The 26,073-nt window shown below is 68.1% G+C and carries 22 protein-coding genes and 1 tRNA gene; 14 read left to right on the top strand and 9 right to left on the bottom strand.

Features of this window, described 5'->3' with window-relative positions; all coding sequences use genetic code 11:
* Nucleotides 1-2: 2 nt before the first annotated feature.
* The 5 genes from ACLJQ7_RS06770 to ACLJQ7_RS06750 all read right to left on the bottom strand — a co-directional run bounded on the left by ACLJQ7_RS06770 (nucleotide 3) and on the right by ACLJQ7_RS06750 (nucleotide 6,214).
* On the bottom strand, nucleotides 3-1,466 hold the full coding sequence (locus tag ACLJQ7_RS06770; RefSeq protein WP_410647280.1) for a peptidoglycan D,D-transpeptidase FtsI family protein: 1,464 nt from the start codon (nucleotides 1,464-1,466) through the stop codon (nucleotides 3-5).
* Complete coding sequence (locus tag ACLJQ7_RS06765; protein WP_410647279.1) at nucleotides 1,463-2,941, bottom strand: FtsW/RodA/SpoVE family cell cycle protein; 1,479 nt, start codon at nucleotides 2,939-2,941, stop codon at nucleotides 1,463-1,465. Before ACLJQ7_RS06765 ends, ACLJQ7_RS06770 begins: the two co-directional genes overlap by 4 nt.
* On the bottom strand, nucleotides 2,941-4,335 hold the full coding sequence (locus ACLJQ7_RS06760) for a PP2C family protein-serine/threonine phosphatase (protein ID WP_410647278.1): 1,395 nt from the start codon (nucleotides 4,333-4,335) through the stop codon (nucleotides 2,941-2,943). Before ACLJQ7_RS06760 ends, ACLJQ7_RS06765 begins: the two co-directional genes overlap by 1 nt.
* Nucleotides 4,332-4,799 carry an FHA domain-containing protein FhaB gene (locus ACLJQ7_RS06755; RefSeq protein ID WP_276365536.1) on the bottom strand — a complete coding sequence of 156 codons (468 nt, stop codon included), beginning with the start codon at nucleotides 4,797-4,799 and terminating at the stop codon, nucleotides 4,332-4,334. Before ACLJQ7_RS06755 ends, ACLJQ7_RS06760 begins: the two co-directional genes overlap by 4 nt.
* 161 nt (nucleotides 4,800-4,960) lie before the next feature.
* Nucleotides 4,961-6,214, bottom strand: a complete 1,254-nt coding sequence (locus ACLJQ7_RS06750) for a DUF3662 and FHA domain-containing protein (protein WP_410647277.1) — start codon at nucleotides 6,212-6,214, stop codon at nucleotides 4,961-4,963.
* Between the two features lie 129 nt (nucleotides 6,215-6,343).
* Between ACLJQ7_RS06750 and ACLJQ7_RS06745 the strand changes: the two genes are divergently transcribed.
* Nucleotides 6,344-6,426, top strand: a tRNA-Leu gene (locus ACLJQ7_RS06745).
* Nucleotides 6,427-6,695: 269 nt separating this feature from the next.
* The gene (locus ACLJQ7_RS06740) at nucleotides 6,696-8,588 is read left to right on the top strand and encodes an AAA family ATPase (protein WP_410647276.1); all 1,893 of its coding nucleotides are present in this window, start codon (nucleotides 6,696-6,698) and stop codon (nucleotides 8,586-8,588) included.
* Here ACLJQ7_RS06740 and ACLJQ7_RS06735 read toward each other — a convergent pair.
* Both ACLJQ7_RS06735 and ACLJQ7_RS06730 read right to left on the bottom strand, forming a co-directional pair.
* Nucleotides 8,566-10,227, bottom strand: a complete 1,662-nt coding sequence (locus ACLJQ7_RS06735; protein ID WP_410647275.1) for a hypothetical protein — start codon at nucleotides 10,225-10,227, stop codon at nucleotides 8,566-8,568. The two genes, ACLJQ7_RS06740 and ACLJQ7_RS06735, sit on opposite strands and share 23 nt — an antisense overlap.
* A 111-nt stretch (nucleotides 10,228-10,338) precedes the next feature.
* Complete coding sequence (locus tag ACLJQ7_RS06730; protein ID WP_410647274.1) at nucleotides 10,339-10,713, bottom strand: FKBP-type peptidyl-prolyl cis-trans isomerase; 375 nt, start codon at nucleotides 10,711-10,713, stop codon at nucleotides 10,339-10,341.
* Nucleotides 10,714-10,854: 141 nt separating this feature from the next.
* Here ACLJQ7_RS06730 and ACLJQ7_RS06725 point away from each other — a divergent pair, with 141 nt between their 5' ends.
* The 5 genes from ACLJQ7_RS06725 to ACLJQ7_RS06705 all read left to right on the top strand — a co-directional run bounded on the left by ACLJQ7_RS06725 (nucleotide 10,855) and on the right by ACLJQ7_RS06705 (nucleotide 17,206).
* Nucleotides 10,855-14,088 carry a penicillin acylase family protein gene (locus ACLJQ7_RS06725; RefSeq protein ID WP_410647273.1) on the top strand — a complete coding sequence of 1,078 codons (3,234 nt, stop codon included), beginning with the start codon at nucleotides 10,855-10,857 and terminating at the stop codon, nucleotides 14,086-14,088.
* A gap of 23 nt (nucleotides 14,089-14,111) precedes the next feature.
* Nucleotides 14,112-15,152 (top strand): trans-sulfuration enzyme family protein, encoded by a 1,041-nt coding sequence (locus tag ACLJQ7_RS06720; protein ID WP_410647272.1) that lies wholly within the window; start codon nucleotides 14,112-14,114, stop codon nucleotides 15,150-15,152.
* Nucleotides 15,153-15,161: 9 nt separating this feature from the next.
* A complete protein-coding gene (locus tag ACLJQ7_RS06715; protein WP_410647271.1) occupies nucleotides 15,162-15,494 on the top strand; it encodes a hypothetical protein in 333 nt (110 codons plus the stop codon).
* Between the two features lie 449 nt (nucleotides 15,495-15,943).
* Nucleotides 15,944-16,606 (top strand): hypothetical protein, encoded by a 663-nt coding sequence (locus ACLJQ7_RS06710; protein ID WP_410647270.1) that lies wholly within the window; start codon nucleotides 15,944-15,946, stop codon nucleotides 16,604-16,606.
* A gap of 3 nt (nucleotides 16,607-16,609) precedes the next feature.
* Nucleotides 16,610-17,206: a class F sortase gene (locus tag ACLJQ7_RS06705; protein ID WP_410647269.1), complete on the top strand. Its 597-nt coding sequence runs from the start codon at nucleotides 16,610-16,612 to the stop codon at nucleotides 17,204-17,206.
* Between the two features lie 72 nt (nucleotides 17,207-17,278).
* Here ACLJQ7_RS06705 and ACLJQ7_RS06700 read toward each other — a convergent pair whose 3' ends face one another.
* Both ACLJQ7_RS06700 and ACLJQ7_RS06695 read right to left on the bottom strand, forming a co-directional pair.
* Nucleotides 17,279-18,334 (bottom strand): patatin-like phospholipase family protein, encoded by a 1,056-nt coding sequence (locus tag ACLJQ7_RS06700; protein ID WP_410647268.1) that lies wholly within the window; start codon nucleotides 18,332-18,334, stop codon nucleotides 17,279-17,281.
* A gap of 20 nt (nucleotides 18,335-18,354) precedes the next feature.
* Nucleotides 18,355-19,098, bottom strand: coding sequence for a FadR/GntR family transcriptional regulator (locus ACLJQ7_RS06695; RefSeq protein WP_410647267.1), 744 nt, complete (start codon nucleotides 19,096-19,098; stop codon nucleotides 18,355-18,357).
* A gap of 60 nt (nucleotides 19,099-19,158) precedes the next feature.
* Here ACLJQ7_RS06695 and ACLJQ7_RS06690 point away from each other — a divergent pair, with 60 nt between their 5' ends.
* The 7 genes from ACLJQ7_RS06690 to ACLJQ7_RS06660 are packed head-to-tail and all read left to right on the top strand — an operon-like array spanning nucleotide 19,159 to nucleotide 26,072.
* Nucleotides 19,159-20,649, top strand: coding sequence for an ABC transporter substrate-binding protein (locus ACLJQ7_RS06690; RefSeq protein ID WP_410647266.1), 1,491 nt, complete (start codon nucleotides 19,159-19,161; stop codon nucleotides 20,647-20,649).
* Nucleotides 20,646-21,590: an ABC transporter permease gene (locus tag ACLJQ7_RS06685; RefSeq protein WP_410647265.1), complete on the top strand. Its 945-nt coding sequence runs from the start codon at nucleotides 20,646-20,648 to the stop codon at nucleotides 21,588-21,590. The genes ACLJQ7_RS06690 and ACLJQ7_RS06685 overlap by 4 nt, the downstream gene beginning before the upstream one ends.
* Entirely contained in the window at nucleotides 21,590-22,402 is an 813-nt protein-coding gene (locus ACLJQ7_RS06680; protein ID WP_410647264.1) for an ABC transporter permease, read from the top strand. Before ACLJQ7_RS06685 ends, ACLJQ7_RS06680 begins: the two co-directional genes overlap by 1 nt.
* The gene (locus ACLJQ7_RS06675) at nucleotides 22,399-23,136 is read left to right on the top strand and encodes an ATP-binding cassette domain-containing protein (RefSeq protein ID WP_410647263.1); all 738 of its coding nucleotides are present in this window, start codon (nucleotides 22,399-22,401) and stop codon (nucleotides 23,134-23,136) included. The genes ACLJQ7_RS06680 and ACLJQ7_RS06675 overlap by 4 nt, the downstream gene beginning before the upstream one ends.
* Nucleotides 23,133-23,903 (top strand): ABC transporter ATP-binding protein, encoded by a 771-nt coding sequence (locus ACLJQ7_RS06670; RefSeq protein WP_410647262.1) that lies wholly within the window; start codon nucleotides 23,133-23,135, stop codon nucleotides 23,901-23,903. Before ACLJQ7_RS06675 ends, ACLJQ7_RS06670 begins: the two co-directional genes overlap by 4 nt.
* The gene (locus ACLJQ7_RS06665) at nucleotides 23,896-25,317 is read left to right on the top strand and encodes an aldehyde dehydrogenase family protein (RefSeq protein WP_410647261.1); all 1,422 of its coding nucleotides are present in this window, start codon (nucleotides 23,896-23,898) and stop codon (nucleotides 25,315-25,317) included. Before ACLJQ7_RS06670 ends, ACLJQ7_RS06665 begins: the two co-directional genes overlap by 8 nt.
* Nucleotides 25,314-26,072: an SDR family NAD(P)-dependent oxidoreductase gene (locus ACLJQ7_RS06660; RefSeq protein WP_410647260.1), complete on the top strand. Its 759-nt coding sequence runs from the start codon at nucleotides 25,314-25,316 to the stop codon at nucleotides 26,070-26,072. The genes ACLJQ7_RS06665 and ACLJQ7_RS06660 overlap by 4 nt, the downstream gene beginning before the upstream one ends.
* Nucleotide 26,073 lies beyond the last annotated feature (1 nt).

The following is a 26,073-nucleotide window of genomic DNA, read 5'->3' as shown; positions in this document are numbered from 1 at the left end:
CGCTATCCACCCCCGAGCATGGCGTTGACGGCGGCGCGGCCGATCTCCGCGGCCACGGTGCCACCGGTCGCTTCGAGCCCGCGGTTACCCCCGGATTCGACGATCACCGCGACGGCGATCTTCGGGTCCATCGCCGGCGCGAACCCGGTGTACCAGGCGTGCGGCGGGGTGTTCTTCGGGTCGTTGCCGTGCTCGGCGGTGCCGGTCTTGGAGGCGATCTGGATGTCGCCGCGTTTGCCGGCGCCCTTCGTGTTCTCTTCCGACGCCAGCATCATGTCGCGCAGGATCGCGGCGTTCGCGCTGGACATCGCGGCGTCACCGGTCAGTTCGGTCGGTTTGTAGTCCTCGATGGTCGACAGGTTCGGCGCCAGCAGCGACTGCACGAGCTGCGGTTTCATCGCCATGCCGTTGTTCGCGATGGTCGCCGAAAGGAGGGCGTCCTGAATCGGGGTCAGCCGCACGTCGCGCTGCCCGATGGCGCTCTGGTACAGGGCCGCCTTCGATTCCAGCGGGCCGAGGGAGGACCCGGCGACCCGCATCGGCACGGTCAGGTCCTCGCCGACACCGAAGTTCTTGGCCGTCGCGTTCAGCTTGTCCTTGCCGAGCTCGCCCGCGATCTCGGCGAAGGGCACGTTGCACGAGTACCGCAGCGCTTCCTTCAGCGTGCTGCCCTTGCAGGCCGCGCCGCCGTAGTTCTCCAGCGTCGTCTGCGTACCGGGGAGCTTCACGTTGGGCGCGGTGTTGACCGGCATGTCCGCGGTCTTGCCGTCCTCGAGCGCGGCCGCGGTCACCAGCAGCTTGGCCGTCGAACCCGGCGGGTACGTCTCCGAGATCGCGCGGTTCAGCATCGGCTTCTTCGGATCGTCGCGCCACTGTGACCAGGCCGCGACCTGCTCCTTGGTGGTGTGCGAGGCCAGCTTGTTCGGATCGAACGACGGCGTCGACACCATCGCGAGGATGCGTCCGGTCTTGGGCTCCAGCGCGACCACCGCGCCGGTGTAACCCTTCTGGGTCATCAGGTCGTACGCGGCCTTCTGCACGGCCGGGTTGATCGTCAGGCGCACGTTCCCGCCGCGCGGGTCGCGGCCGGTGACCATGTCCGAAAGGCGCCGCACGAACAGGCGCGGGTCGGAACCGTTGAGGACGTCGTCCTCGGAGCGCTCCAGACCGCCGGAGCCGTAGTTGATCGAGTAGTAGCCGGTGACCGGCGCGTACATCGGACCGTCGGCGTAGGTCCGGATGAACTTGTACTTGTCGTTCGACGGTTCGACCTTCGCGAGCGCGGCGCCGTCGGGCGTCACGATCAGGCCTCGCTGGCGGGAGTACTCGTCGTAGAGCACGCGCACGTTGCGCGAATCGGTGCGGTAGTCGTCGGCCTTGACCACCTGGATGTAGGTGGCGTTCGCCATCAGCAGCACCACCATGACGAGCATGGCGACACCCACCTTGCGGAGCGGGGTGTTCACGAGGCACTCCCCTCACCGGTCGCGGGCGGCCGCTGGACCATCACCGTGTGCGCTTCGGCGAGCGGCGCTTGCGGCTGCTGCGGCTTCGGCCGCACGGCGGGTCTGCGGGCGGCGTCGGAGATGCGAAGCAGGAGGGCCACCAGGATGTAGTTCGCGAGCAGTGAAGAACCACCGCGGGAGAGGAACGGGGCGGTGATCCCGGTGTTCGGGATCAGGTTCGTGACGCCGCCGACGACGACGAAGATCTGCATGACCAGGGCGAACGACAGACCGCCGCCGAGGAGTTTGCCGAAGGTGTCGCGCACGGCGAGGGCGCTGCGCATCCCGCGCATCGCCAGGATCAGGTACAGCATCAGCATCGCCGTGAGCCCGATCAGGCCGAGTTCCTCGCCGATCGCGGTGGTGATGAAGTCCGTCTTGGCCTCGGGGACCATATCCGGCCGCCCGGCGCCGAGGCCGGTGCCGCCGACCCCGCCGGTGCCGAGCCCGAACAGCCCCTGCGCGACCTGGTAGCCGCCGCCGGGGTCGTCGTAGGTGGCCAGCGGGTCGATCCAGTTCCGGACACGCTGCTGGACGTGCGTGAACAGGTTGTAGGCGATGATCGCGCCGGCGGCGAAGAAGCCGACCCCCAGCACGACCCAGATGACCCGTTCGGTGGCGACGTACAACATCACCAGCGTGACACCGAAGAACAGCAGCGATGTGCCGAGGTCCTTCTCGAACATTAGCACGCCGAGGCAGGCGGCCGCCGCGATGAGGATCGGGCCGAGGTCACGGGCACGTGGCAGCTCGACGCCGACGATCCGCTTGCCCGCGACCATGAACAGGTCGCGTTTCGTCACCAGGAACGAGGCGAAGAAGATCATCAGCAGGATCTTCGCGAACTCGCCCGGCTGGATCGAGAAGAACGGCAGCTTGATCCAGACCTTCGCGCCGTTGACCTCGGACAGGCTCGACGGCAGCACCGCGGGCAGCGCGAGCGCCACGATCCCGACCAGGCCACACGTGTAGCCGTAGCGGGTCAGCGTGCGGTGATCGCTGATCACGACCAGCACCACCACGAACAGCACCAGCGAGATCGCCGTGAACAGCACCTGCTTGGTGACGTCCGGCGTGTACTCCTTGCCCTGCTGGAGCGCGCGTTCCGCGAGCGCCAGGTCGATCCGGTGGATCATCACCAGGCCGAGCCCGTTCAGCAGCGCGACGCACGGCAGGATCACCGGGTCCGCGTACGGCGCCCAGCGACGGACAGCCAGATGCGCCGCCGTCAGCACAGCGAGGTACGACAGCCCCAGCCAGATGATCGAGCTGGTGAGTTCCTGCTCCTGGTTCGCCTCCACCAGCACGAGCGCGACGGTGACGATGAAGGTCGCGAACGCGAGGAGGACGAGTTCGGTGCCGCGCCGCTTGGGCAGCTCCCGCGGAGGGTTCGTGGCGAACTGGGCCGAAGCCGGATCGGCGAGCGGCGTGCTCATCAGTTACCGCCCCCTGGTGCTGCCGTGGTCGGCGTCGAGCAGTCCCTCCCCGCTGGCTGATTCGCCGAACTCGGCGAGGCGGGGGTAGAAGGGGCGGCTGCCGACGACGAAGCCGGCGGTGCCGGTTCGCTGGGCGGCGTGGAAGTCGAGCTGGAGTTCGGTTTGCAGTCGGCCAGCTGCTTGTGCGGCCGCAGGAAGTCGTCGATGTACTTGCGGGCGTCGTCGAGATTGTCCTTCTTGACGCCGTTCTTCACCGCGATCCGCGCGTCCTCCTGCAGGGCGGGCACCAGGAGCTTGTCGGTGCACAGACCGCCCGGCGGGCACGAGCCCTGCTCGAAGGCGTGCAGGTCGATGCCGAGGACGCTGCCGGGGACGCCGCGGTAGATCACGACCTCCTCGCCGGCGCCCTCTCCGACGTAGTACTGGCTCAGCACGAAATACCGCGTGGCGATCGCCGCCGCGGCCAGCACGATCAGGACGACCACCGCTCCCGCCAGCCAGCGAAATCGCCTCCGGCGCTTGACCTTCGGGTCCTCCTGTTGGGGCTGGACCTCGGGCCGCGGCTGCGGCGCGGGCTGGGTCAGCGCGCGGGCACGGGCGGCGGGGGAGTCGCCCTGGTGGAACTCGTCACTGCCGTCCCCGGCGGCGCCGCCCACGATGGGCGCGTCCTCACCGAAGTCGACGTCGACGACGTCGGCGATGATCACCGTGACGTTGTCCGTGCCGCCGCCCTTGAGCGCCAGCTCGATCATCCGGTCGGCGCAGGCCTGCGGATCCGGGATCTGGATCGCCTCGGCCAGCGTCTCGTCGCTGACCATGCCCGACAGGCCGTCCGAACAGATCAGGTACCGGTCACCGGCACGGGCCTCGCGCACGGTCAGGCTCGGCTCGACCTCGTGCCCGGTGAGCGCCTTCAGCAGCAGCGACCGCTGCGGGTGCACCGCGGCCTCTTCCGGCGTGATCCGGCCCTGTTCGAGAAGTTCGTTGACGAAGCTGTCGTCCCGCGTGATCTGCGCGAACTGACCGCCGCGCAGCAGATACGCCCGCGAGTCGCCGACGTGCACGACACCCATCCGCGAACCGGCGAACAGCACGGCGGTCAGGGTGGTGCCCATCCCGTCGAGGTCCGGGTCCTGCTGGACCAGTTCGGCGATGGCCGCGTTGCCGTTCTGGACGGCCTCACGCAGCTGAGCGAGAAGATCGTCGCTCGGATCGTCGTCGTCGAGGGGGGCGAGGGAGGCGATGACGACCTTGCTGGCCACCTCACCCGCGGCGTGACCGCCCATGCCGTCGGCGAGGGCGAGCAGGCGGGGACCGGCGTACACGGAGTCCTGGTTGCTGGAACGCACCAGGCCCCGGTCGCTGCGAGCCGCGTAGCGGAGGACGAGAGTCATGGGCGAAGCTCGATCACCGTTTTGCCGATCCGGATGGGGACTCCGAGCGGGACCCGGAGGGGTGCCGTGACCTTAGCCCGGTCGAGGTACGTCCCGTTCGTCGAGCCCAGATCTTCCACGTACCAATCCTCCCCGCGCAGGGCGATCCGGGCGTGGCGGGTCGACGCGTAGTCGTCGTCCAGCACCAGGGTCGAGTCGTCGGCGCGGCCGATCAGGATCGGCCTGCCGTCCAAGGCGATCCTGGTTCCTGCCAGCGCACCATGGGTCACGAGCAGCTGCTGCGGCGATTTCCCGCCGCGCGGCTTCTTGGGTTCCTTCTTCTTGCGGCCGAACGTCGGCACGGCGACTCGCAGCCCGGAGGCCGCGTACAGGTCCGAACGGACCACACGCAACGCGGCGAACACGAAGAGCCAGAGCAGCACGAGAAAGCCCACCCTGGTGAGTTGAACGACCAGCTCTGGCACTTGTTGTGTCCGCTCCCGTTTCTCCTGTACGCCCGCGGAGAGCCCGTGCCGTCCGGGATGGTCGGCTCCGGACAGCGCTGCCCTCCGCGTACGACCCGAGGTGCCGATCCACCACAGGCCCCGCACCGCAATTCTGCGATACCCCCTCCGGACGCCGCCGGTCAGCCCTGCGTACGGAACACGAGAGACGAGTGGCCCACGCGGATCACGTCGCCGTCGGCCAGCTGCCAGGTCTGCACCGGGGTGCCGTTGACTGTCGTGCCGTTGGTCGAACCGATGTCCGCGAGCGTCGCGCTCTGGCCGTCCCAGGTGATCTCCAGGTGACGGCGCGAGACGCCGGTGTCCGGGAGCCGGAAGTCGGCGTCCTGGCCGCGGCCGACGACGTTCCCGCCCTGCTTCAGCGAGTACGAACGGTTCGAGCCGTCGTCCAGCTGGAGGCTCGCGGCGAGCTGACGACCGGCCGCCGGCTGACCGCCGTAACCGCCGCCCTGCGCGTACGGGTCCGCGGCGGGCTGGCCGTACTGCTGCTGGCCACCGCCGTACTGGTCGTACCCGCCCTGCTGCGGCTGACCGCCGTACTGGTCGTAGCCGGGCTGCTGTGCGCCGCCGTAACCCTGGTCATACCCGGGCTGCTGCTGGGCGCCGCCGTACTGGTCGTAACCCGGCTGCTGTGCGCCGCCATAGCCCTGGTCGTACCCGGGCTGCTGCTGGCCGCCGTACTGGTCGTAGCCGGGCTGCTGTGCGCCGCCGTAGCCCTGGTCGTAGCCGGGCTGCTGCTGGGCACCGCCGTATTGGTCGTAGCCGGGCTGCTGCGCTCCACCGCCGTAACCCTGGTCGTAGCCGCCCTGCTGCTGGCCGCCATAACCCTGGTCGTACCCGGGCTGCTGCTGGCCAGCCTGCTGTCCGTAGCCGTACTGGCCCTGCTGGCCGTACGGGTCACCCTGGTCGTATTGGCCGTAGCCGGGGGGCTGGCTCATTGCTGGGTCTCCTGCGTTGCTGGGTCGTGCCGACCGTGGCGAACCTTCGGCGCCGTTGGGCTTGACGTCGGGATCGACGGACGAACGGGTCTTGAACTGTCCAGTATGCAGCGCCTCGTTGCGCTCGAGCGAAACTACGACGTCACCATAGGTGTCCCATCCGTGCTCGGCGAGGTGTTCCTTGACCGCCTCCGCCAGCACCGTGGTGACCCGACGCTCGTCTCCGGCCATGCGCTCGTGATCAGCCTGCCCCAGCGACACGATGTAGTGATTGGGGGCGAGCTGTCGACCGCCGGCCAGCTCACGAACGTTCTCCTCGCTCTCGCGCTCAAGCGCCACCGCCACTTCCTGCGTGACGACGTTGCCACCGAACATCCGTGCGAAGGTATTGCCCACGAGGTTCTCGAGCCGTCTGTCAAAGCGTTCGACGCGGCCCACCGGGCAACCTCCTCACACGTGTGCTTCCCCGTCGATCCTATCCGGGTACGGCCAGTCCGACACGGCCCCCGGTGAAACCCGCGAAATCAGCCTGCTACGCTTTGCGAGCTGTCAGAGAACGAAACACTCGGGCGAGTGGCGGAATGGCAGACGCGCACGGTTCAGGTCCGTGTGTCCGAAAGGACGTGAGGGTTCAACTCCCTCCTCGCCCACACTTGTTCGAGGCCCCCTTTGCTCCGCGACGGGGGCCTCTTTCGTTTGGTCGTCGCTCGTCAGTTCCCGGGGGGCCGAGCCCCCCGGACCCCCACGGTGCGGTCGGTGGCGGTTGGCGGGGCGGTCGGCGGGCGAGCTGGGTTCGGGTGGCGGGGCGGTCACTTCCGGTAAGGTCGGCAGCTCACCGTGGGGAGGGGTGGGCGTGCACGAGCCGCGTTTCGGTGGGCAAGCCTTCAGCTCGAGGGATGTCCCACACCAGGTCACGGCGGTGACCCCGCACTACACCAACTACGAGGATCAGCTCCGCCGGCTCGACGAGGCCTTCCGCCCGGAGAATCGAGCCGAGGGGCCGGTCATCGCCTACGTGACCGGGCCGCCCGGCAGCGGCCGTAGCACGCTTTGCCGTAAGTGGGTGAACGGCCAGGGTGAGGGCACCTTCCCCGATGGCACCTTCTACGTCGCGCTCGCGCTGTCCGCCGAGCGCGCGCCGGACGCTCTCGAAGACCTGTTGCACGCGGTCGGGTACCGGCCGGACGAAATCCCGTCCGGTCTGGAAGCACGGTCGGCGATGTGGCGCAGCTGGAGTTACGGCAAGAAGATCGCGCTCATCATCGACAACGCCCTGCTGCCGGCCGAGGTCGCACCGCTGATTCCCGGAGTGGGGCCGGCCGCGGTCCTCGTGGTCGCCAGCGGTGAATCCCGCAGGCTCCGGACCGAGCACCCGGGCAAGAGTGTGCGGATCGACCCGCTGACCGACGAAGCCGCCAGGCTGCTGCTGGGCCGGATGATCGGAACGGACCGGCTCGACGCCGAAGCCACGCCCATCGACGAGCTGATCGGCCGCTGCGCCGGACTGGCCGGTGCGCTCACCGTGCTCGGCGGCATGCTCGAAGAGGAATCCGCCACACGGACGCTCAGCCGGATCGAGCACAAGGGCGGCGTGCTCGACGCACTCGAGATCACCCCGATCTTCGATGCCGCGTATGACCTGCTTTCTCCGCTGTGCCGAGACTGCTATCAGGTGCTCGGGGTCCATCCCGGAGACGGGGCGGTCGCCGCGCGCACCGTCGCGGCCGTTCTCGGCAAGGACGAGTTCGAGGTCTCCGACGCGCTCCACGAGTTGACGAAACGACACCTCGCGCACGAGGTCGCGGAAGACCGGTACCTGATCGCGGGCAGCGTCGTCCGGGATCACGCCGCCACGAAGGCCGGTGACGAACTGGCCCTGAGGATCGTCTCCGCTTATCGCGGTGCGGGACTCGCCGCCGAGGCCGCGTTGCCCAACCGTGGCTGGATGGCGGAGATCTGGCCACAGCTCGCGGTCGAGCCGTCGGACGGCAAGGCCGCCAGAGAATGGCTCGACGTCGAGCGCGAGAACCTGGAAGCCGTGGCCGAGCTGGCCTATCGGCTGGGAAAGCACCAGTGGGTCTGTCAGTTCTGCCTGGTGCTGTGGCCTGTGCACCTCAAGGGTGAGCACTCCGGTGAGATGGTCCGCGTGAACGATCGCGGGATCGAAGCCGCCCGTGCCTGGGCCAATGACCTCGCCGCCGCCGTGATGATGTTCCAGCTGGGTTTCGCCTACCGGCAGGCCTTTCAGGCGGGCTTCGCGGCGATCCGGTTCCAGGAGTCGATCGACTTCGCGAGCAAGGCCGGTTCTTCCACCGCGCTGGCGACGGCCATCGAGTCATTGGGGCTGGCGAAACTCGACCTCACAGAACATGCGGAGGCAGAGGCCCTGTTCCGGCGGGCGCTCGATTTGGCGATGCGGCTGGGAGAGGAACGCCGGATCGCGCTCGTCCGCTTTCATCTGGCGAAGGTCCGTCCGCCATCGGAGGCGCTCGAACTGCTCGACGCCGCCGAGACGGTCTTGGGTGCCGAGCACCTCAACCAGGTCAAGATCGCCTTGTGGCGAGGCAAAAAGCTGCTTGAAGCCGGCAATCATGCGGACGCGGCCGCCGTTCTGATCGAGACGCTCGAGCTGGCGACCGAGCGGTCTTTCAACCGCGAACGGGCCGAAGCCAGCGAAGCATTGGGTGATTCGGCGTTCGCGACGGACAGGCCTGTGGACGCGCGTGCGTTCTGGGAGTCCGCGAAGGAGATTTACTACTTCTACGGCTTCACCCCGGATCGCGACCGGGTCAGCGCGAAGCTCGCACAGTGACCTTCGCCGAGTAGGTCGTCGGGCCCCGCCGCAGCCAGAGCTCTCGCGGTACGGCCGCACCGAGCAAGGCATAAAGGACGGAGACGAACGCGGGATCGGTGGTGTCGATACCGAACCGGAGACCGTCGTGGGTTTCGACCCGCCATTCGTCTTCACTCGTTCGGATGGCCGCAGCTTGGCAGCCGGGTAGCGCTCGCAGCGTCGCGGCGGTCCAGGTATCCGGGTCGTGGGCGATGTCGGGCCGCATCACGATTTCCGCCAGTCGCAGCAACGCGATATCCGGCTCGTCCGTGCCGACGACCAGATGCGCGCCCGCCCTGTCGAGTGTTCGCTTCGACCGCCCGTCGACCGGGAAACGCGACAACGTGGCCGTCCCGTCGGCGGCGAACGACACTTCGGCGGTCCACGCCCTCGGATTCGGAGCAGTGACCTCCGGGACCGGAAGGGCCTTCAGCGCTGGTGGGATGGCCGGCGGGGCCAGATCGATCGTGGAGTACCAGAGGTCCCGAAGCAGTTCCGCGGCCTTGCCCGGTACGGAGGTCGCGAGTTCGGTGATCTCCGCGTACTCGCCCGGTCGATATGCGTCGATGACGTCGCCGAGTCGTGTCCGTGGCTCCAGCCTGGGCGCCGTTCGCAGGAGTCGGGCGATCGGGGAATCCGGGTGGACGGTCTCTTCCGGAGCGGCGCCCAGAATGATCGGGGTGCCGAGACAGGCTGAATAGAACGTGACGGAACCGTGGTCGCCGATCGTGAGATCCGCGGCAACGAGAGCAGGACGCCAGAGGTCCTCGTCTTCGAGGAAGAGGACACCCGCCCGCGTGCATTCGTCGAGCCACATTTTCGTCTGCCAGGAAGAATGGCCGCGAACGATATTGGGATGCAGGGCCACGGCGATCCGAAACGAATCCAGCGGAAGCCGGTGAGCGAGCTCCAGGACCAGTGACGTGTTCGCGCCGAGCAGCGACGAAGTACCCCAGGTCGAAGAAATGACCACGAGTCGTTGGTCTTTCCCGAGTCCGAACGCCTGCCGGTACGTCTCGCGAAGTGGTGTGCTCGCCTGCATTCTGTCGAGGCAGGGGTCACCGGCGACGACAGCGCGCTCGGCGGCCTCAGGGCAGGCCGCGCGCAGCCGTTCCAGCTGTTCCTCATGGGACAGAACGATATGGGTGGCGACGACTTGGCCGTCGTGCATCAGCCAGGGGGCGGAAAGTCCGAATACGTTTCCGGTTTCCGGTTTCCGGTTTCCGGTTTCCGGTTTCCGGTTTCCGGTTTCCGGTTTCCGGTTTCCGGTTTCCAAGAATTTATTGTAACCCATTCCATGGGGAATGACGATGAGCGGTGCGTCGATTTCGTGCAGGTCGCCGCCGTAGCTCGCCGAAATCGCCGAGTCGAAACGGGTCCGGACCGCGCGGTTCCATGGCAAGTTCGTCACGCCGCGCGCCGCGAGGTACTCGGCGGTGCCGTCGGTGAAGGCGCTGGAGCCCGGGCAGGTGAAGACGATCTGGACGCGGGGGTCGCCCGCGAAGAGTTCGAGAACGTCGAACAGCCGGGTGGCGGCAGTGACGTTGTGCACGACAGCGAGGACCGTCCGCTCGGTGGCGACCGTCCTCCACTGTGGAGCGAGGGGGACAGTGGGCACGAAGGGCGATGCTACCCATCGGCGAACGTCGAGTTCAGAAGTTCGCGGTGCCGTGTAGGTCACCCCGGATCCCCGGCGGGGCGGGCCCGCCGGGGCCGGGTCTGGATGTGGTCAGTTCACGCCGACGAGGTCGACGACGAAGATCAGGGTCTCGTTCGGCTTGATGACGCCGCCGGCGCCGCGTTCACCGTAGGCGAGGTGGGGCGGGATGGTCAGCTTGCGGCGGCCGCCGACCTTCATGCCGGCCACGCCCTGGTCCCAGCCGGGGATGACCTGGCCGGCACCGAGGCCGAAGCGAAGCGGCTCGCCGCGGTCCCACGACGCGTCGAACTGTTCGCCGGTCGAGTGCGAGACGCCGACGTAGTGCACCGTGACGGTGTCGCCGGTCTTGGCCTCCTGGCCGTCGCCGACGGAGATGTCGGTCGTCTCCAGCTCGGAAGGTGCGGGCCCCTCGGGGCGGTCGATCTGGGGCTTCTGCGAAGACATGCCTGGAAGATACCTGTGCTGGTCCCGGGTTCGCAGGTCGAGTGTTCCGCCGAACGGTGACAAGAACACGAATAGTCTTCACAAATTTGGATACCCGTGGGTAGTGTGCGCCTCGTCACTCTCCGACGACGGAGGTCTTTCATGCGACGAGGCATACGGGTCTTGACGACGCTGGCGGGGCTGACGCTGGTGGCGGGCACCGTCCCGGCACTTCAGGCGAACGCCGCGGAAGCACCACCCGACTCGGTGGTGGCGGCCGCGCTCGACGACTACTGCGGCGGCCAGTGCGGTGACATCCTCCCGCCCGGCACCAAGGGGAACGCCACCCTCGCGGAGATCCTGGCGCACAAGGCGTTCGGCACCCGGCCCGCGCATTCGGCCGATCAGCTCGGCAAGTACGCCTCGCTCGCCGACGGCTACAAGACGCTGACCACCGACAAGATCAACCAGTTCTTCAACGACGCCTCGTTCGGGGTTCCGTCCGGGCAGGTCGAGAGCACCATCAAACCGCGTTCCGACGTGACGATCACCCGTGACAAGGCGACCGGCGTTCCCCGGATCGTCGGCACGACCCGGCCGGGCACGATGTACGGCGCCGGATACGCGGCCGCGCAGGACCGCCTGTGGCTGATGGACATCATGCGCCGCGTCGGCCGCGGCCAGCTGACCTCGTTCGCCGGGGGTGCCCAGGGCAACCGCGAACTCGAACAGAGCTTCTTCTCGTCGGCGCCGTACACCGAACAGGAACTGCAGAAGCAGGTCGACAACGCCGCGGCCAGTGGCCCGCGCGGCGCGCAGGGCAAGGCCGACGCGGAGGCGTACGTCCAGGGCGTCAACAAGTACATCTCCGACGCACACGGCGGCCGCTACTTCCCCGGCGAATACGTGCTCACCGGGCACGTCGACGCGATCACGAATGCCGGGACGATCGAGCCGTTCAAGCTCACCGACCTCGTCGTCCTCGCCGCCGTCGTCGGAGCGCAGTTCGGCGCCGGTGGTGGCGGTGAGGTGCAGAACGCCATCGCGAAGCTGGCGATGCAGGAGAAGTACGGTCTCGAACAGGGCGACAAGGTCTGGAAGAGCCTCCGGTCCGAGGACGACCCCGAGACCGTCAAGACTCTCCACAATGGACAGACCTTCGACTACGGCAAGGCGCCGTCGAATCCGCAGGGCGCCGCGATGCCGGACAAGGGTTCGGTCACCGGGCAGCAGCTGGTCTTCGATCCGACCGGTTCCGCCGGGACGGCGACGCCCGCCAAGGTGGACGTGCCCGCGCCCGAGGACCAGAAGGCCGTCCGCGGCATCTTCGACGACGGCGTCCTGCCGGGCAACATGCTGTCGGAGAAGCACGGTATGTCCAACGCGCTGGTGGTCTCCGGCGCCAAGACCGCGAGCGGTCACCCGGTCGCCGTCTTCGGCCCGCAGGCCGGCTACTTCGCGCCGCAATTGCTGATGCTGCAAGAAATCCAGGGCCCCGGCATCAGCGCCCGCGGTGCCTCGTTCGCGGGGATCAGCATGTACGTGCTGCTCGGCCGCGGCAAGGACTACTCGTGGAGCGCGACCTCGGCGTCGCAGGACATCGTCGACACCTACGCCGTCGAACTGTGCGAGCAGAACGGCTCCGCGCCGACGAAGAACTCCGGCTTCTACCGGTTCCGCGGCCAGTGCCTGCCGTTCGAGATCGTCGAACGCAAGAACGCCTGGAAGCCCACCGTCGCCGACGGCACGGCGGCAGGTTCGTACACGCTGCGCAGCTTCCGCACCAAGTACGGGCCGGTGACGAGCCGGGCGCTGGTCGGTGGCAAGCCGGTCGCGTACGCGTCGCTGCGGTCGACGTTCCAGCACGAGATCGACACGATCATCGGCTTCCAGAAGTTCAACGACCCGGACTCGATCAAGTCCGCGCAGGACTTCCAGGCCGCGGCGGCCGACGTCAACCAGACCTACAACTGGTTCTACGCCGACTCGCGTGACGTCGCGTACTTCAACTCGGGCTCGAACCCGGTCCGTAATCCGAACGTCGACCCGGCCATGCCGGTGAAGGGCGACGCCGGCTTCGACTGGCAGGGCTGGAACCCCGACGGCAACCTCGCGAACTACACGCCGTCGTCGCAGCATCCGCAGTCGGTCAACCAGGACTACTACATCAGCTGGAACAACGCGCAGGCAGGAGGCTACGCGGCCAGCGGCGCGGACAAGAGTTCCGTGCACCGCGGCGACCTGATCGGCACGCGGGTCAAGAAGCTGATCTCCAGCGGCACCAAGGTCACGCGGGTGAACCTCACGCAGGCCATGGAGGAGGCCGCGCTCGCCGACCTCCGCGCGGAGAAGGTGCTGCCGGAGCTGTTCAAGGTGATCGACAAGGCGCCGGTGACCGGCCCGGCCGCGGACGCGGTGGCGAAGCTGAAGACCTGGCTCGCCGCGGGCGGGCTGCGCTCGGAGACCTCGCCGGGCAGCAAGGCCTACGCCAACGCCGACGCGATCCGCATCATGGACGCCTGGTGGCCGCTGCTGGTGAACGCGCAGTTCAAACCGGGCATGGGCGATGCCTACGGCGCCATGGTCGGGGTGCTGAAGATCAACGAGTCGCCGTCGGGCTGGCAGAACGAGGTCCCCGGCAAGCACGTCGGGCAGGGACACGCCGGTTCGTCGTACCAATCCGGCTGGTGGGGCTACGTCCACAAGGACATCCGGTCGGTGCTCGGCCAGCCCGTCGCCGGTCCGCTCGCCGTCAAGTACTGCGGTGGCGGCGACGTCAACGCCTGCCGTCAGGTGCTGCTCGACTCGCTGACGCAGGCGGCCGCACAGCCCGCCAACACCGTGTACCCCGGTGACGGCGACTGCGCCGCGGGCGATCAGTGGTGCGCCGACACGATCATCCACCGCGCGCTCGGCGGCATCACGCAGGACAAGATGAGCACGCAGAACCGGCCGACCTTCCAGCAGGTCGTGGAGTTCCCGGCGAAACGCGGCGACAACATCGCGAACCTCGCCACCGGTCGCTCGGTGAGCGCGACCAGCCATGAGACGGGCTGGTACAACTCGCCGCCGTCCAAGGCCATCGACGCCGACCTGTCGACGCGCTGGGCGAGCGACTGGAGCGATGACCAGTCGATCACCGTGGACCTGGGCTCGGTGCAGCGTGTTTCCCGGGTCGTCCTGCACTGGGAGTCCGCGTACGGCAAGGCGTACCAGGTGCAGGTCTCGTCGGACGGGACGAACTGGCGGGAAGTCGCGTCCATAGTGGACGGAGACGGCGGGCGGGACAACGTCGCCTTCGAGGCCGTGGACGCCCGTCATGTCCGGATGGCCGGAGTCCAGCGCGGCACGAAGTACGGCTACTCCCTCTACGAGTTCGAGGTGTATGCCCACTAGCGGGCACGGTTTACGGTGGCGGGGTGGACACGAACGACTGGTCACCCCGCACCCTCGCCGTCGCCGCCGGACGCCCGGAGGGCCCCGGCGAACCGCTGAACGTGCCGATCGTCGCGGCGAGCACCTTCGACGCCGGCGCCGACCGCGCGTATTCGCGGGAGGACGGCACCCCGACCTGGGAGGCCCTGGAAACCGCGATCGGCGCGCTCGAAGGCGGGCACGCGACCGCGTTCGCCTCGGGGATCGCGACGCTCAGCGCCGTCGTCGACACCCTGCCGGTCGGCGCGAAGGTCTGTGTCCCGACGTTCTCCTACGCGGGATCACGCGGCTTGCTCGCGCACGCGCAGCGCACCGGACGCCTGGTGGTGACGGAGATCGCGCCGGACGACACGGCCGCCTGGGTCGCGGCCGCGGACGCCGATCTGCTCTGGCTCGAATCGCCGACCAACCCGACGCTCGACCTCATCGACATCGAGACGATCGCCGCCGCCGCGAACGGGCTGGTCGCCGTGGACAACACGTTCGCCACCCCGCTCGGGCAGCGGCCGCTGGACCTCGGTGCCGACATCGTCGTGCACAGCGCGACGAAACTCATCGGCGGCCACAGCGATCTGCTTCTCGGCCTGACCATCGCTGCCGACGAAGGCGTCGCGAAGGACCTGCGCGACGCGCGCACCAGGCTGGGGGCCACACCAGGCGCGCTCGAAGCGTGGCTGGCCCTGCGCGGGCTGCGGACGCTCCCGGTCCGCCTCGCCGAGCAGACGCGCACAGCCGCGTTGCTGGCGGCGCGCCTGGTCGACCACCCCGCCGTCACCCGGGTGCGTTATCCCGGCTCCGGCACGATGATCGCGTTCGAACTCCCGGACGCCCAGACCGCGGACAAGGTCATCGGTTCGCTGCGGCTGATCCGCGCCGCCACCAGCCTCGGCGGCGTGGAGAGCCTGGTCGAGCGCCGGGCCTCGCTGGCGGGCGACGCCCACGTGCCCGCCGGACTCGTCCGGTTCAGCGTCGGGCTCGAAGATCCGGAAGATCTCTGGACGGATCTGGCCTCGGCGCTCGGCTAGCTTGAGCACGTGGAAGAGACGAAACCGCCTCGGCGGCTCGGTCGATTGCTGTGGGGCCTGTTCTGGCTCCTGGTGCTCGGCTTCCTCGCGATCCTCGCGGCGGGTCTGCTGGCCGAAGTCGCGGCGTCGCCCTGCCCGAGCGACACGATCTGGGCCTGTACCGCCGAAAACCGGACCTTCGCCACCTTCCTGCCCGCGATCGGGTTCGGCGTCGGGCTCCTGATCGCGGTGGTGGGCGGCGGCCGGGCGGTGCGGAACCGGACGTCGCCGAAGCCCTGGCTGTTCGGCGCGGGCCTCCTCGGCGTGGCCTCCCTCGCCGTGTCTTTGTTCCTGGTGTTCTGATCGTGACCTTCGGGTAGCCGGGCACCGGTATCCGGCCTTGAATGGTCAAGACTTCACCAAAAGATGGTCCGAACGTGTGAACTCGTCGGTAGTACGAATGCGGAGAGTCTTCGAAAAACGGAGATCCGGCCTGGAAAACCGGCGATTCCAGGCCGCCCGGCGGGCGGGGAAAAAATACTTCCGCACCGCAACCGTTTCGGCCCTCCGGGTGTTAACATTCCTTCGTCGCCGCGAGATTTTCCCTCTGCTGGGCGACTTTCGGGCTCTTGTATCGGGCAGGAACTTTCCGGCGTTACCGGTTTTCCCAGTGGTTCTTGTCACGACTTTTCCGCTACGGCCCGCCCGTACTTTTCCGGCAGGATCACGCTGTCACCCGAACGTGGGATCCTTTCGGGTGGTGGCAGGGTGGGGGTCACCCTGTGTTGCGATGTTTCCACTGGGAGATCACTTTGAAGAAGACGTTGGGCCGCCTCGCGAGCGCGATGCTGGCCGGCGCCGTCATCTCGCTGGCCGTGACGCCGGTCGCGATGGCGCAGACCGAAACGACCACCACGCCGCCGGCTCCGTCGAGCGAGACCTCGACTCCGGCCCCGCCGGTCAACACGGGTGGCAAGGTGACGACGGAGACGAGCGCTCCGACCTCGTCGTCCACTCAGGAGCCGACGCCGACCTCCACCTCGGAGAAGCCGACTTCCGCCAAGCCGACGCCGACCTCCACCTCGGAGAAGCCGACCACCACCACCCCGCCCTTGCCGGAGCTGAACGTCGGTGCCGGGTACGTCGAGGGCAACGAGGGTGCGCTGGCCATCCTCTGCGGTTCGGAGCCCGCCGACGTGACCGCGCCGGACTTCACCATCGTCGAATCGTTCCAGGACGGTGCCGACGCCTACCTGTGGATCTACATCATCGAGGCGAAGCCCGGCTTCAAGGGCAACTCGAGCACCTTCACCTGGACCTGCGATGGCAAGCCGGGCAAGGGTGACATCGAGTTCGAGGAGATCGGTGGCGGCGCGACCGCACCGGGCGCCGAAAAGCCGACCAAGCCGAAGAAGCAGGTCAAGCTGAAGCCCAAGGGCGGCATCGAGACCGGTTTCGGCGCCACCGCGGCCTGATCGATGAAGCTCCTGACGCAGGGCGGCCGCCTGGTCGCGGCCGCCCTTGTGCTCTCCCTCGCGCTGACGGGATGCGGCACCGACGAACCCGCCCCGCCCGCCGCGCAGCCGGCGGCGGAATCGACCCCGCCGGTCGTCAAACCGTTCAACGGGGCTCGTCCGACGAACGTGAAGATCCCCAAGATCGGCGCGGAATCGAGCCTGGTCACGGTCGCGGTCGGCAAGGACGGCAAGATGTCCGTCCCGTCGGCGAAGAACCCGATGCAGGCCGCCTGGTACCGCCTTTCCCCGGTGCCCGGCGAGGTCGGCCCGTCGATCCTGCTCGGTCACGTCGACGGCAACAAACAGCCGGGCATTTTCTACAAGCTCAAGGACGTCAACCCGGGTGACGAGGTGTTCGTCGACCGCAGCGACGGCAAGAGCCTGAAGTTCGTGGTCGAGAAGAAGGACCAGGTGCCCAAGGACCAGTTCCCCGAGGAAGCGGTCTACGGCAACACGGACAAGCCGCAGCTGCGGCTGATCACCTGTGGCGGTGTCTTCGACCAGGAAGAGCACAGCTACAAGGACAACGTCATCGTCTACGCGAACCTCGTCGCCTGACGAGCGCCATGAAAGGTCCTTTCCTTGCGAAATTTGCGAGGAAAGGACCTTTCCTTGCATCCGGGGACGCGCTCAACCCAGGCCCGCGTCCGGGAACGGGAACCCGTCGGGAGCCACCGCCTCGGTGTCGACCCACTTCCGCATTCCCGCGTCACAGGTGGCGTAACCCCAGTTGATCAACCGCTCCTGCAGCACTTCCGGCAGTTTCGTGAGGCGCGTCGGCGTCTCCGCCAGCTTGTGCGTGAGATCCACGGGCGCCTTCAGCGAATCCCTGAGTTCGAAGTTTTCGAGATCGACGTAGGTACCCCAGTAGGCGCCACTGAACTCCTTCTCCACATAGGACTTCAGCAGCGCGCCCCGCCGCAGCTCGCGCACCTGGTTGTCGATCACGTCGAGGACGCGCAGCAGCTGCCGTCCCCAGTCGCGGTTGACCTTCTGCCTGACCTTCATCCGTTTCCCCGCGTCGCTGACCAGCACCGTCGCGTGCCCTTCGACCGGGTCCAGGCCGAGGTTGTCGTAGACGCCGGCGTCGCTGAGCACGATCTTGCGTTTCCGGTCGGCCGAATGCGGGTCCTGGATCACGACGGGCGAAAGCATCGGCGGGAACGCCGACGACGCGGCCACCGCGGTCGCGAGCGGGATGTTCCCGTGCGGCCCGTCCTGCCGGAAGAACCACCACAGCGCGCCGTCCTGGAGGTTCGTCGCGGTGAAGACGAACTGCGGGCCGCCGGGGTCGATGTCCTTGAGGCAGCAGTCGCCGAACAGGTGTTTCGCGTACACCCGCGCGAGTTCCTCACCGGCGCTCCGCCAGGGAATCGCCATGGCCAGCAAGGTCACCGGGATGTCGAGCCGGGTGCGGGCCAGGTTCCGGATCGGCGCCACGACCTCGTCGTAGAAGTTGTCCGCGACACCGGCTTCGAACTTCAGGTCCGACCACGTGTGCGCGAGCACGCCCGCGGCTATCGAGCCGCCGGAGACGCTCGAAAACGTCGAGATCTTCGACAGCCAGCCGAGTTCGTTGAGCCGCCACAGCGCCCCGGTGTGGAACAACATCGCGCGGTAGCCGCCGCCGGACAGGGCGAGACCGACACCTTGGCGTGCTGTCGAAGGCTTCTTGATATCCCCCACCTGAGCGAGTGTAGAGGCGGTCAGGCAAGCAGTGGCCGCAAGAGGCGACGTTGTTCTTCGGGGACGTACTCGGCGTAGTTGTCGTACAGGGCCTGCTTCGCCAGCCTTGACGCGCACTCGCCGTCCGAGTCCCGGATCGCGCCCAGCACTTCTTCGTGATGCGCCAGCCAGTTACGCATCAACGCCGTCCGGTCGTCGGCGTGTTCCAGCTTGTCCTCGATGAGCTCCAGCACGACACCGCGGACGACCTCGCCGCTGATCACCAGCAGCGGATTCCGGGTCGCGCGGGCGATGGCCTCGTGGAACGCGACGTCCGCGTGGGAGAACTCCGCGAATCCCTTCGAGACGCCTTCGCGCATCGCCTCCAGTGCCGCGTCGAGTTCGGTGAGATGGTCTTCGGTTCTGAGCTGCGCGGCGAGCAGATGTGCGGAACCGTCGAGGACCATGCGGAACTGCAACAGCTCGGAAAGGCCGATGTGGTCGGCGCGCGCGAGCCGGTGCATCGACCGGTGCAACGCGGCGGGAGAGGCGGCCAGGACCTCGGGCCCGCGTGGGTCGCCCGGGCGCGAGCGGATCATTTCTGCCGCCTGCAGCACACGCAGCGCCTCGCGCACGGTCGAGCGACCGACGTCGAACTGCACCATGAGTTCGCGTTCGCTCGGCAGCCGGTCGCCCGGTTTGATCCGGCCGCTGAACACGGCTTCCTCGATCTGTTCGACGACACGCTGGTACGCGCGGACAGGGGCGACCGGCTCGAATTCCATCTTGACCCTGCCGTCTCGTCTGGTTTACTGGTCAGACCAGTCTACCGGCCAGGGGGCAGGATGAAAGCCCGGATTCACGCGGCAGTGTGGGTGTTGCTGCTGGTGGCGTCCGGCTGTTCCGCCGGTTCGAGCGCCACGGTGGCCAAGGATCCCGGCACCCTCGCCATCGGTTACACCGCGGAACCCGCGAACTTCGACTTCACCCGCACGGATGGCGCCGCCATCCCGCAGGCCTTGCTCTACAACGTCTACGAGGGTCTGGTGAAACTCGACGCGGACGCGAAGATCGTGCCGCTGCTGGCCGAATCGTGGACGATCTCGGAGGACCGCAGGACCTACGACTTCAAGCTCCGGAAGAACGCGAAGTTCAGCGACGGGGCGCCGTTCACCGCCGAGGACGTCAAGTTCTCGCTGATGCGCGTGAAGACGGACTGGACCGTGTCGATCAAGTCCACAATGGACGTCGTCGACCGGGTCGACGTCGTGGCGCCGGACCACGCGCGGGTCGTGCTCACGAAACCCAGCAACGGCTGGTTGTTCAGCCTCACCAGCCGTCTCGGCGCGATGTTCAGCCGCACCGGTGTCGCGGATCTGGCGAACAAACCGATCGGCACCGGGCCGTACACGGTGTCCTCACGCCGGCGCGGCGACTCCATCGTGCTCAAGGAGAATCCCGCGTACTGGGGCCGGAAACCGGCGTACTCGACGGTGGTCCTCAAGTACATCAAGGATCCGACGGCGCTCAACAACGCCTTGCTCAGCAACGGGATCGACGTCATCTCCGCGATCACCGTGCCGGATTCGATCCCGCAGTTCCAGAGCGACGACCGGTTCACCGTCGTCGAAGGCACGACCAACAGCGAGGTCACGCTCGCGTTCAACAACTCGCGCCCACCGCTGAACGATGTCCGCGTGCGGCGAGCGTTGTCGTACGCCATCGACCGGAAGGCTTTGCTGGACACGGCTTGGGCCGGCCGTGGCACGCTTATCGGCAGTATGGTCCCGCCGACGGATCCCTGGTACGAGGACCTTTCGAAGGCGTACCCGTTCGATCCCGCGAAGGCGAAAACGCTGCTCGCCGAAGCAGGACAACCGAATCCCTCGCTGCGGCTGAGGATTCCCAACCTGCCGTACGCCGTCTCGGCAGCGCAGGTGGTGGCGTCGCAGCTGGCGGACGTCGGGGTGGCGGTGACGATCGAGCCGCTGGACTTCCCGGCGGTGTGGCTCAAGCAGGTCTTCACCGACCGCGACTACGACCTGTCGATCATCCAGCACGTCGAGGCGCGCGACATCGTCACCTTCGGCAGGCCGAAGTACTACTGGGGTTACGACAGCAAGCCCGTTCAGCAGAACCTGGCGAAGGCCGATGCCGGCACGCCTCAGGAACAGGTCGACGCGATGCGCCAGGTCGCCCGGCGGCTGTCCGAATACGCCGCCGCAGACTGGCTCTTCCTCTTCCCCAACGTGATCGTGGCGAAGAACAAGGTGACCGGGTTCGTCCGCAACCAGGTCAGCGAGTCCTTCGATCTCACGGGATTGGCGCCGCGATGACGGTCAAGGTGCTCCGCCGCCTGGGGATCCTCGTAGCCAGTGTGCTGGTGGCGTCCATCGTGGTCTTCCTGTTCATGGCCGTCCTGCCGGGTGATCCGGCGCAGGTCGCGCTCGGCGTCAACGCGACACCGGAACTGGTCGCGAAGACGCGCGCCGAGTTCGGCATCGACAGGCCGTTGGTGACGCAGTACTTCGACTGGATCGGTGGTGTCCTGCAAGGTGACTTCGGCCGCTCATACGTCACGCGCGAGGAGATCGGGCCGGCGCTGACCGACCGCCTCGGCGTGACGTTGTGGCTGGTCGGGGCTGGGATGCTGGTGGCGCTGCTGATCGCCGTCCCGGCCGGGACGTTCGCCGCGGTGCGGCATCGGAACGCCGACGGCACCGCGGTTTCCGGGCTGTCGCAGCTCGGCGTGGCGATCCCCGCGTTCCTCGCCGGCATCATCCTGGTGCAGATCTTCGCGGTGCAGTTGCGCTGGCTGCCCTCCGGCGGCTGGACACCGCCCGTGCAGGACCCGGGCGAATTCCTCCGCGGTCTCGTTCTGCCTGCCTTGTCGCTGGGGCTCGTGCAGGGCGCGGTGCTCACGCGCTACGTCCGGTCCGCGGTGCTCGACACGCTGGGCCAGGACTATCTGCGCACGGCGCGGTCCAAAGGACTGCGGCCGTTCCAAGCGCTGTTCCGCCACGGTCTGCGCAACGCCGCCGTGCCGGTGGTGACGGTGCTCGGCCTGCAACTTTCGACCCTGCTGATCGGCGCGGTCGTCGTCGAGCGCGTGTTCGTCCTGCCGGGGCTGGGCAGCATGCTGCTCGACTCGGTGGCGTCGCGGGATCTGTTGTCCGTACAGGGGATCGTGCTGGTCCTGGTGGTCGGCGTGCTGCTGGTGAACTTCGTGGTCGACGTCCTCTACACGGTGCTCGACCCGAGATTGCGGGGTTCCTGATGCGTAGCCGCAGTCTGGTGATCGGCGGTGTGCTCGTCGCGTTGATCGTGCTCGCCGCGCTGCTTTCGTTCGTGTGGACGCCGTTCGACCCGGTGAAGGTGGACGCGGCCAACCGGCTGCACGACTTCAGTGGCGCGAACCTGCTGGGCACGGACAGCTTCGGCCGTGACCTGCTCAGCCAGCTCATGGTCGGCGCGCGGACGACGCTGTACGTCGGCGTGGTCGCGGTCGGCATCGCCGCGCTGATCGGGACGCCGCTGGGCATCCTCGCCGGGATGTCGTCGCGCTGGCTCGGCGAGTTCGTCATGCGCGCCAACGATCTCGTGCTCGCGTTCCCCGCGCTGCTGCTGGCGATCATGTTCGGCGCGGTGTTCGGGGCGGACACGCTGACCGCCATGGTGGCGATCGGTATCGCGACCATCCCGTCGTTCGCGCGGATCGCGCGGTCGGGGACGCTGCAGGTGATGAGCAGCGAGTTCGTGCTGGCCGCGCGGTCGGCCGGGCGTTCGCGGCTGAACATCGCGGCGCGGCACGTGCTGCCGAACATCTCCGGGCTGCTGATCGTGCAGGCGTCGGTGTCGTTCGCGATCGCCGTGCTCGCGGAAGCGGCGCTGTCGTTCCTCGGCTTCGGGACGCGGCCGCCGACGCCGTCGTGGGGCCGGATGCTCCAGGAATCGCAGATGTTCCTGACCCTGCACCCCCGGCTCGCGCTCGTGCCCGGCGTCGCGATCGCCATCGCCGTCCTCGGCTTCAACCTGCTCGGTGACGGCCTCCGCGATCGTCTCGATCCTCGATTGGCGGCGCGGCTATGACTCTCGAAGTGGACGGTCTCGGGATCAGCGACCTGGTCCGCGACGTCTCGTTCGGCATCGCGCGCGGCGAGCGCGTCGGGCTGATCGGTGAGTCGGGCTCCGGGAAGTCGTTGACGGCGCTGTCGATCATGGGGCTGCTGCCCGAAGAACTCGCCGCGTCCGGATCGGTGAAGCTCGACGGCCGTGAGCTGCTGGGCGCGCCGGAGAAGGAACTGTCGCGGCTGCGCGGCAACGAGATGTCGATGGTGTTCCAGGAACCGATGACCGCGCTGAACCCGGCGATGCGCGTCGGCGCGCAGGTGGCCGAGCCGATGCGGATCCACCGAAACGTCAGGAAGGATCCCGAGGCTTTGCTGGCTTCCGTGGGATTGCCCGGCGTCGCTCGCGCGTATCCACACCAACTGTCCGGCGGGCAGCGGCAACGCGTCGTCCTCGCGATCGCGCTGGCCAACGATCCGAAGCTGCTGATCTGCGACGAGCCGACGACGGCGCTCGACGTCACCGTGCAGGCGCAGATCCTGGACCTGATCCTCGACGGCGTCCGGGAGCGGGAGAGCGCGCTGCTGTTCATCACGCACGATCTCGCCGTCGTGGCGTCGGTGTGCGAGCGGGTGCTGGTGATGCTGGACGGCGAGATCGTCGAAGCCGGCACCACCCGCGAGGTGCTCACCGCGCCACAGCATGACTACACGAAGAAGCTTTTGGCCGCTTCGGATCTGGAGGCGAGCCGATGATTATCTCTGTACGGGACCTGGAGCGCCGCTACACGCGTCGCGATGTGCATGCCTTGCGCGGAGTCTCGTTCGACGTCGAAGCAGGTCAGCGCTTCGGAATCGTCGGCGAGTCCGGTTCGGGAAAGTCCACTTTGGTCAGATTGCTGGCCGCGCTCGACAAGCCGACGGCGGGCAGCGTCTCGTTCCAGGGCAAGCGCGTCGACACGCTGCCGGAGCGCAAGCTCGGCTTCTTGCGGTCGGAGTTGCAGATCGTCTTCCAGGATCCGATGGGTTCGCTCGACCCGCGGATGCGGGTGCGTGACATCATCTCCGAGCCGTTGGGCCGCCGGAACCCCGCTCGGGTGTCGGAGTTGCTGAAGGCGGTCGGCCTCCCCGAGGACGCCGCCGGCCGCTATCCGCACCAGTTCTCCGGCGGGCAACGGCAGCGCATCTCGATCGCGCGGGCGCTCGCGCCGAATCCGAGCGTCCTCATCGCGGACGAACCGGTGAGCGCGCTCGACGTCTCGGTGCGGAAGCAGATCCTCGACCTGCTCGCGTCGCTGGTCGAGCTGTACTCGCTGACACTGATCTTCGTCTCGCACGACCTCGGCGTGGTGCGGCACGTCTGCGACCGGGTCGCGGTGATGCGGCGCGGCGAGATCGTCGAGATCGGCGACGTCGACCAGGTCTACGACGCGCCGGAACACGAGTACACCAGGGAACTGCTGGCGGCCGCGCCGAATCTGCGGGCCGAGCTGGCGAGGCTGCGGGGAGGCGATGATGCTTGAGTACCCGGAGGGACTGCCGATCGGCGACGGCTGGCTGTCCACTGTGGACACCACGCCCGTCGTGTTCCCGTACAACGGGAGCGAGATCGGCCGGACGCCGGTCGGGACGCCGGAGCTGGCCAAACGGGCGATCGACGAGGCCGTCGCGGTGTTCAAGCAGGTCGCGGCCTTGCCGTCGCGTACTCGGCGCACGCTCTTGAACGACGTCGCCGTGGCTCTGGAAGCCCGCCGCGAGGACTTCGAGCGGCTGCTGGTCCTGGAGACCGGCAAGCCGCTCGTCGATTGCCGCGTCGAGGTCGCGCGCACGATCGTCACCTGGCAGGCCGCCGCGGAGGAGGTCTCGCGGTTGCACGGCGAGACGGTCCCGCTCGACCTGCTGCCGTCCGGCGATGGGCTGGTCGGGTTTTGGAAACGCAAGCCGATCGGTGTCGTCGTCGGCATCGCCGGGTTCAACTATCCGCTGCTGCTGGCGTCGCACAAGATCGCGCCCGCCATCGCCGCGGGCTGTCCGGTGGTGGTGAAACCCGCGCCGCAAACACCGCTCGCGACGTTGTGGCTCGTGCATCTGGTGCGCTCGCTGACCGACCTGCCCGCGATGGTCCAGCTGGTGACCGGCGACGCGGCCGTCGGCTCTGCGCTGGTCACGGACCGGCGGGTCGGGGCGGTGTCGTTCACCGGCTCCGCGCTGGTCGGGCACCGGATCGCCCGCGACGCCGCGCCCACGAAGACGTTGCTGGAGCTGGGTTCCAACGCCGCTCTGGTGGTCGCGGAGGACGCTGATCTCGACGCGGCCGCGGACGCCGTGCTGCGCGGCGGGTTCTACGCGTCCGGGCAGGCGTGCATTTCGGTGCAACGCGTGCTGGTCGTCGAAGCCGTCGCTGAGGAGTTCACCGAACGGGTGCTCGCGCGGCTTGGCGAGGTCGTCGCCGGTGATCCGCGAGACGAGAAGACGCGGGTCTCGGCACTGATCGACCCGGGGTCGACGAGGCGCGTTCAGGAGTGGGTCGACAAAGCGACTTCCGCTGGTGCGCGGCTGGTCGGGGGCGGTGTCGACGGCACGGTGATCCGGCCGACCGTGCTGCTCGACGTGCCCGACGGCCTCGAATGCTGGGACGAGGAGATCTTCGGCCCCGTGGTCTGCGTCCGCACCGTGTCCTCTGTGGATGAAGCGTTCGACGAGGTCAACGCGTCGCGCTACGGGCTGCACGCCTCGGTGTTCAGCACGTCCCTGAAGACGGCGTTCCGCGCGCTCGACGAACTCGAAGTCGGCGGCGTGGTGGTCAACGAGGTGCCCGGCTTCCGGTCCGACACCATGCCGTACGGCGGCGTGAAGGACTCCGGGATCGGGCGGGAAGGGCCGCGGTTCGCGGTCGAAGAACTGACCGTGACGAGGATGGCGGTGCTGCGCCCGTGAGCTATGAGAACCTGTTCCGGCTGGACGGAAAGCGAGCCGTTGTCCTCGGTGGCGGCAGCGGGATCGGCCGCGAAGGCGCGAAGGCACTGGCCGCGCACGGCGCCGAGGTGATCGTCGCGGACCGCGATGTCGCCGCCGCCAAGGAAACCGGCGTGGGCGAGGCGTACGAGATAGACCTGCTCGCGGACGGTGCGGCCGCGCGGGCGGCGGCGGAACTCGGCGAGATCGACATCGTGGTGCTGACCGCCGCGACCAACGTACGCAAACGGCTGCTGGAGTACACACGCGAGGAATTCGACCGGGTGATCGCGCTGAATCTCGGCGCGACCTTCGAGGTCGTCCGCGCGTTCGGCGCCGGGATGGTCGAGCGGGAGCGGGGGAGCATCATCGGGTTTTCGTCGATCCGCGGCACCACCGTCGAGCCGGGCCAAGGGCCGTACGCTGCGACGAAAGCCGGGCTGGTGCAACTGTTCCGCACGGCCGCGGCGGAGTTCGGCCCGGCCGGGGTCCGGGTCAACGCGATCGCGCCGGGTGTCGTCGAGACTCCGCTGACGGCGCAGATCAAAGCGAATCCGGCCTGGTACGACGCGTACGCGACCAAGGGCGCGCTCGGCCGATGGGCGCGGCCAGATGAGCTCGCGGGCGTCGTCGTCTACCTGGCCTCGGACGCTTCGTCGTTCGTCACCGGCTCCGTGCTGGCGGTGGACGGCGGCTGGACCGCGGTCGACGGCCGCTTCGAACCGCCCGCGACTTGAG

It is taken from the genome of Amycolatopsis sp. cmx-4-54, assembly GCF_046548895.1.
Taxonomy (GTDB): Bacteria; Actinomycetota; Actinomycetes; order Mycobacteriales; family Pseudonocardiaceae; genus Amycolatopsis.
This window is presented reverse-complemented; position numbering and strand designations above follow the sequence as displayed.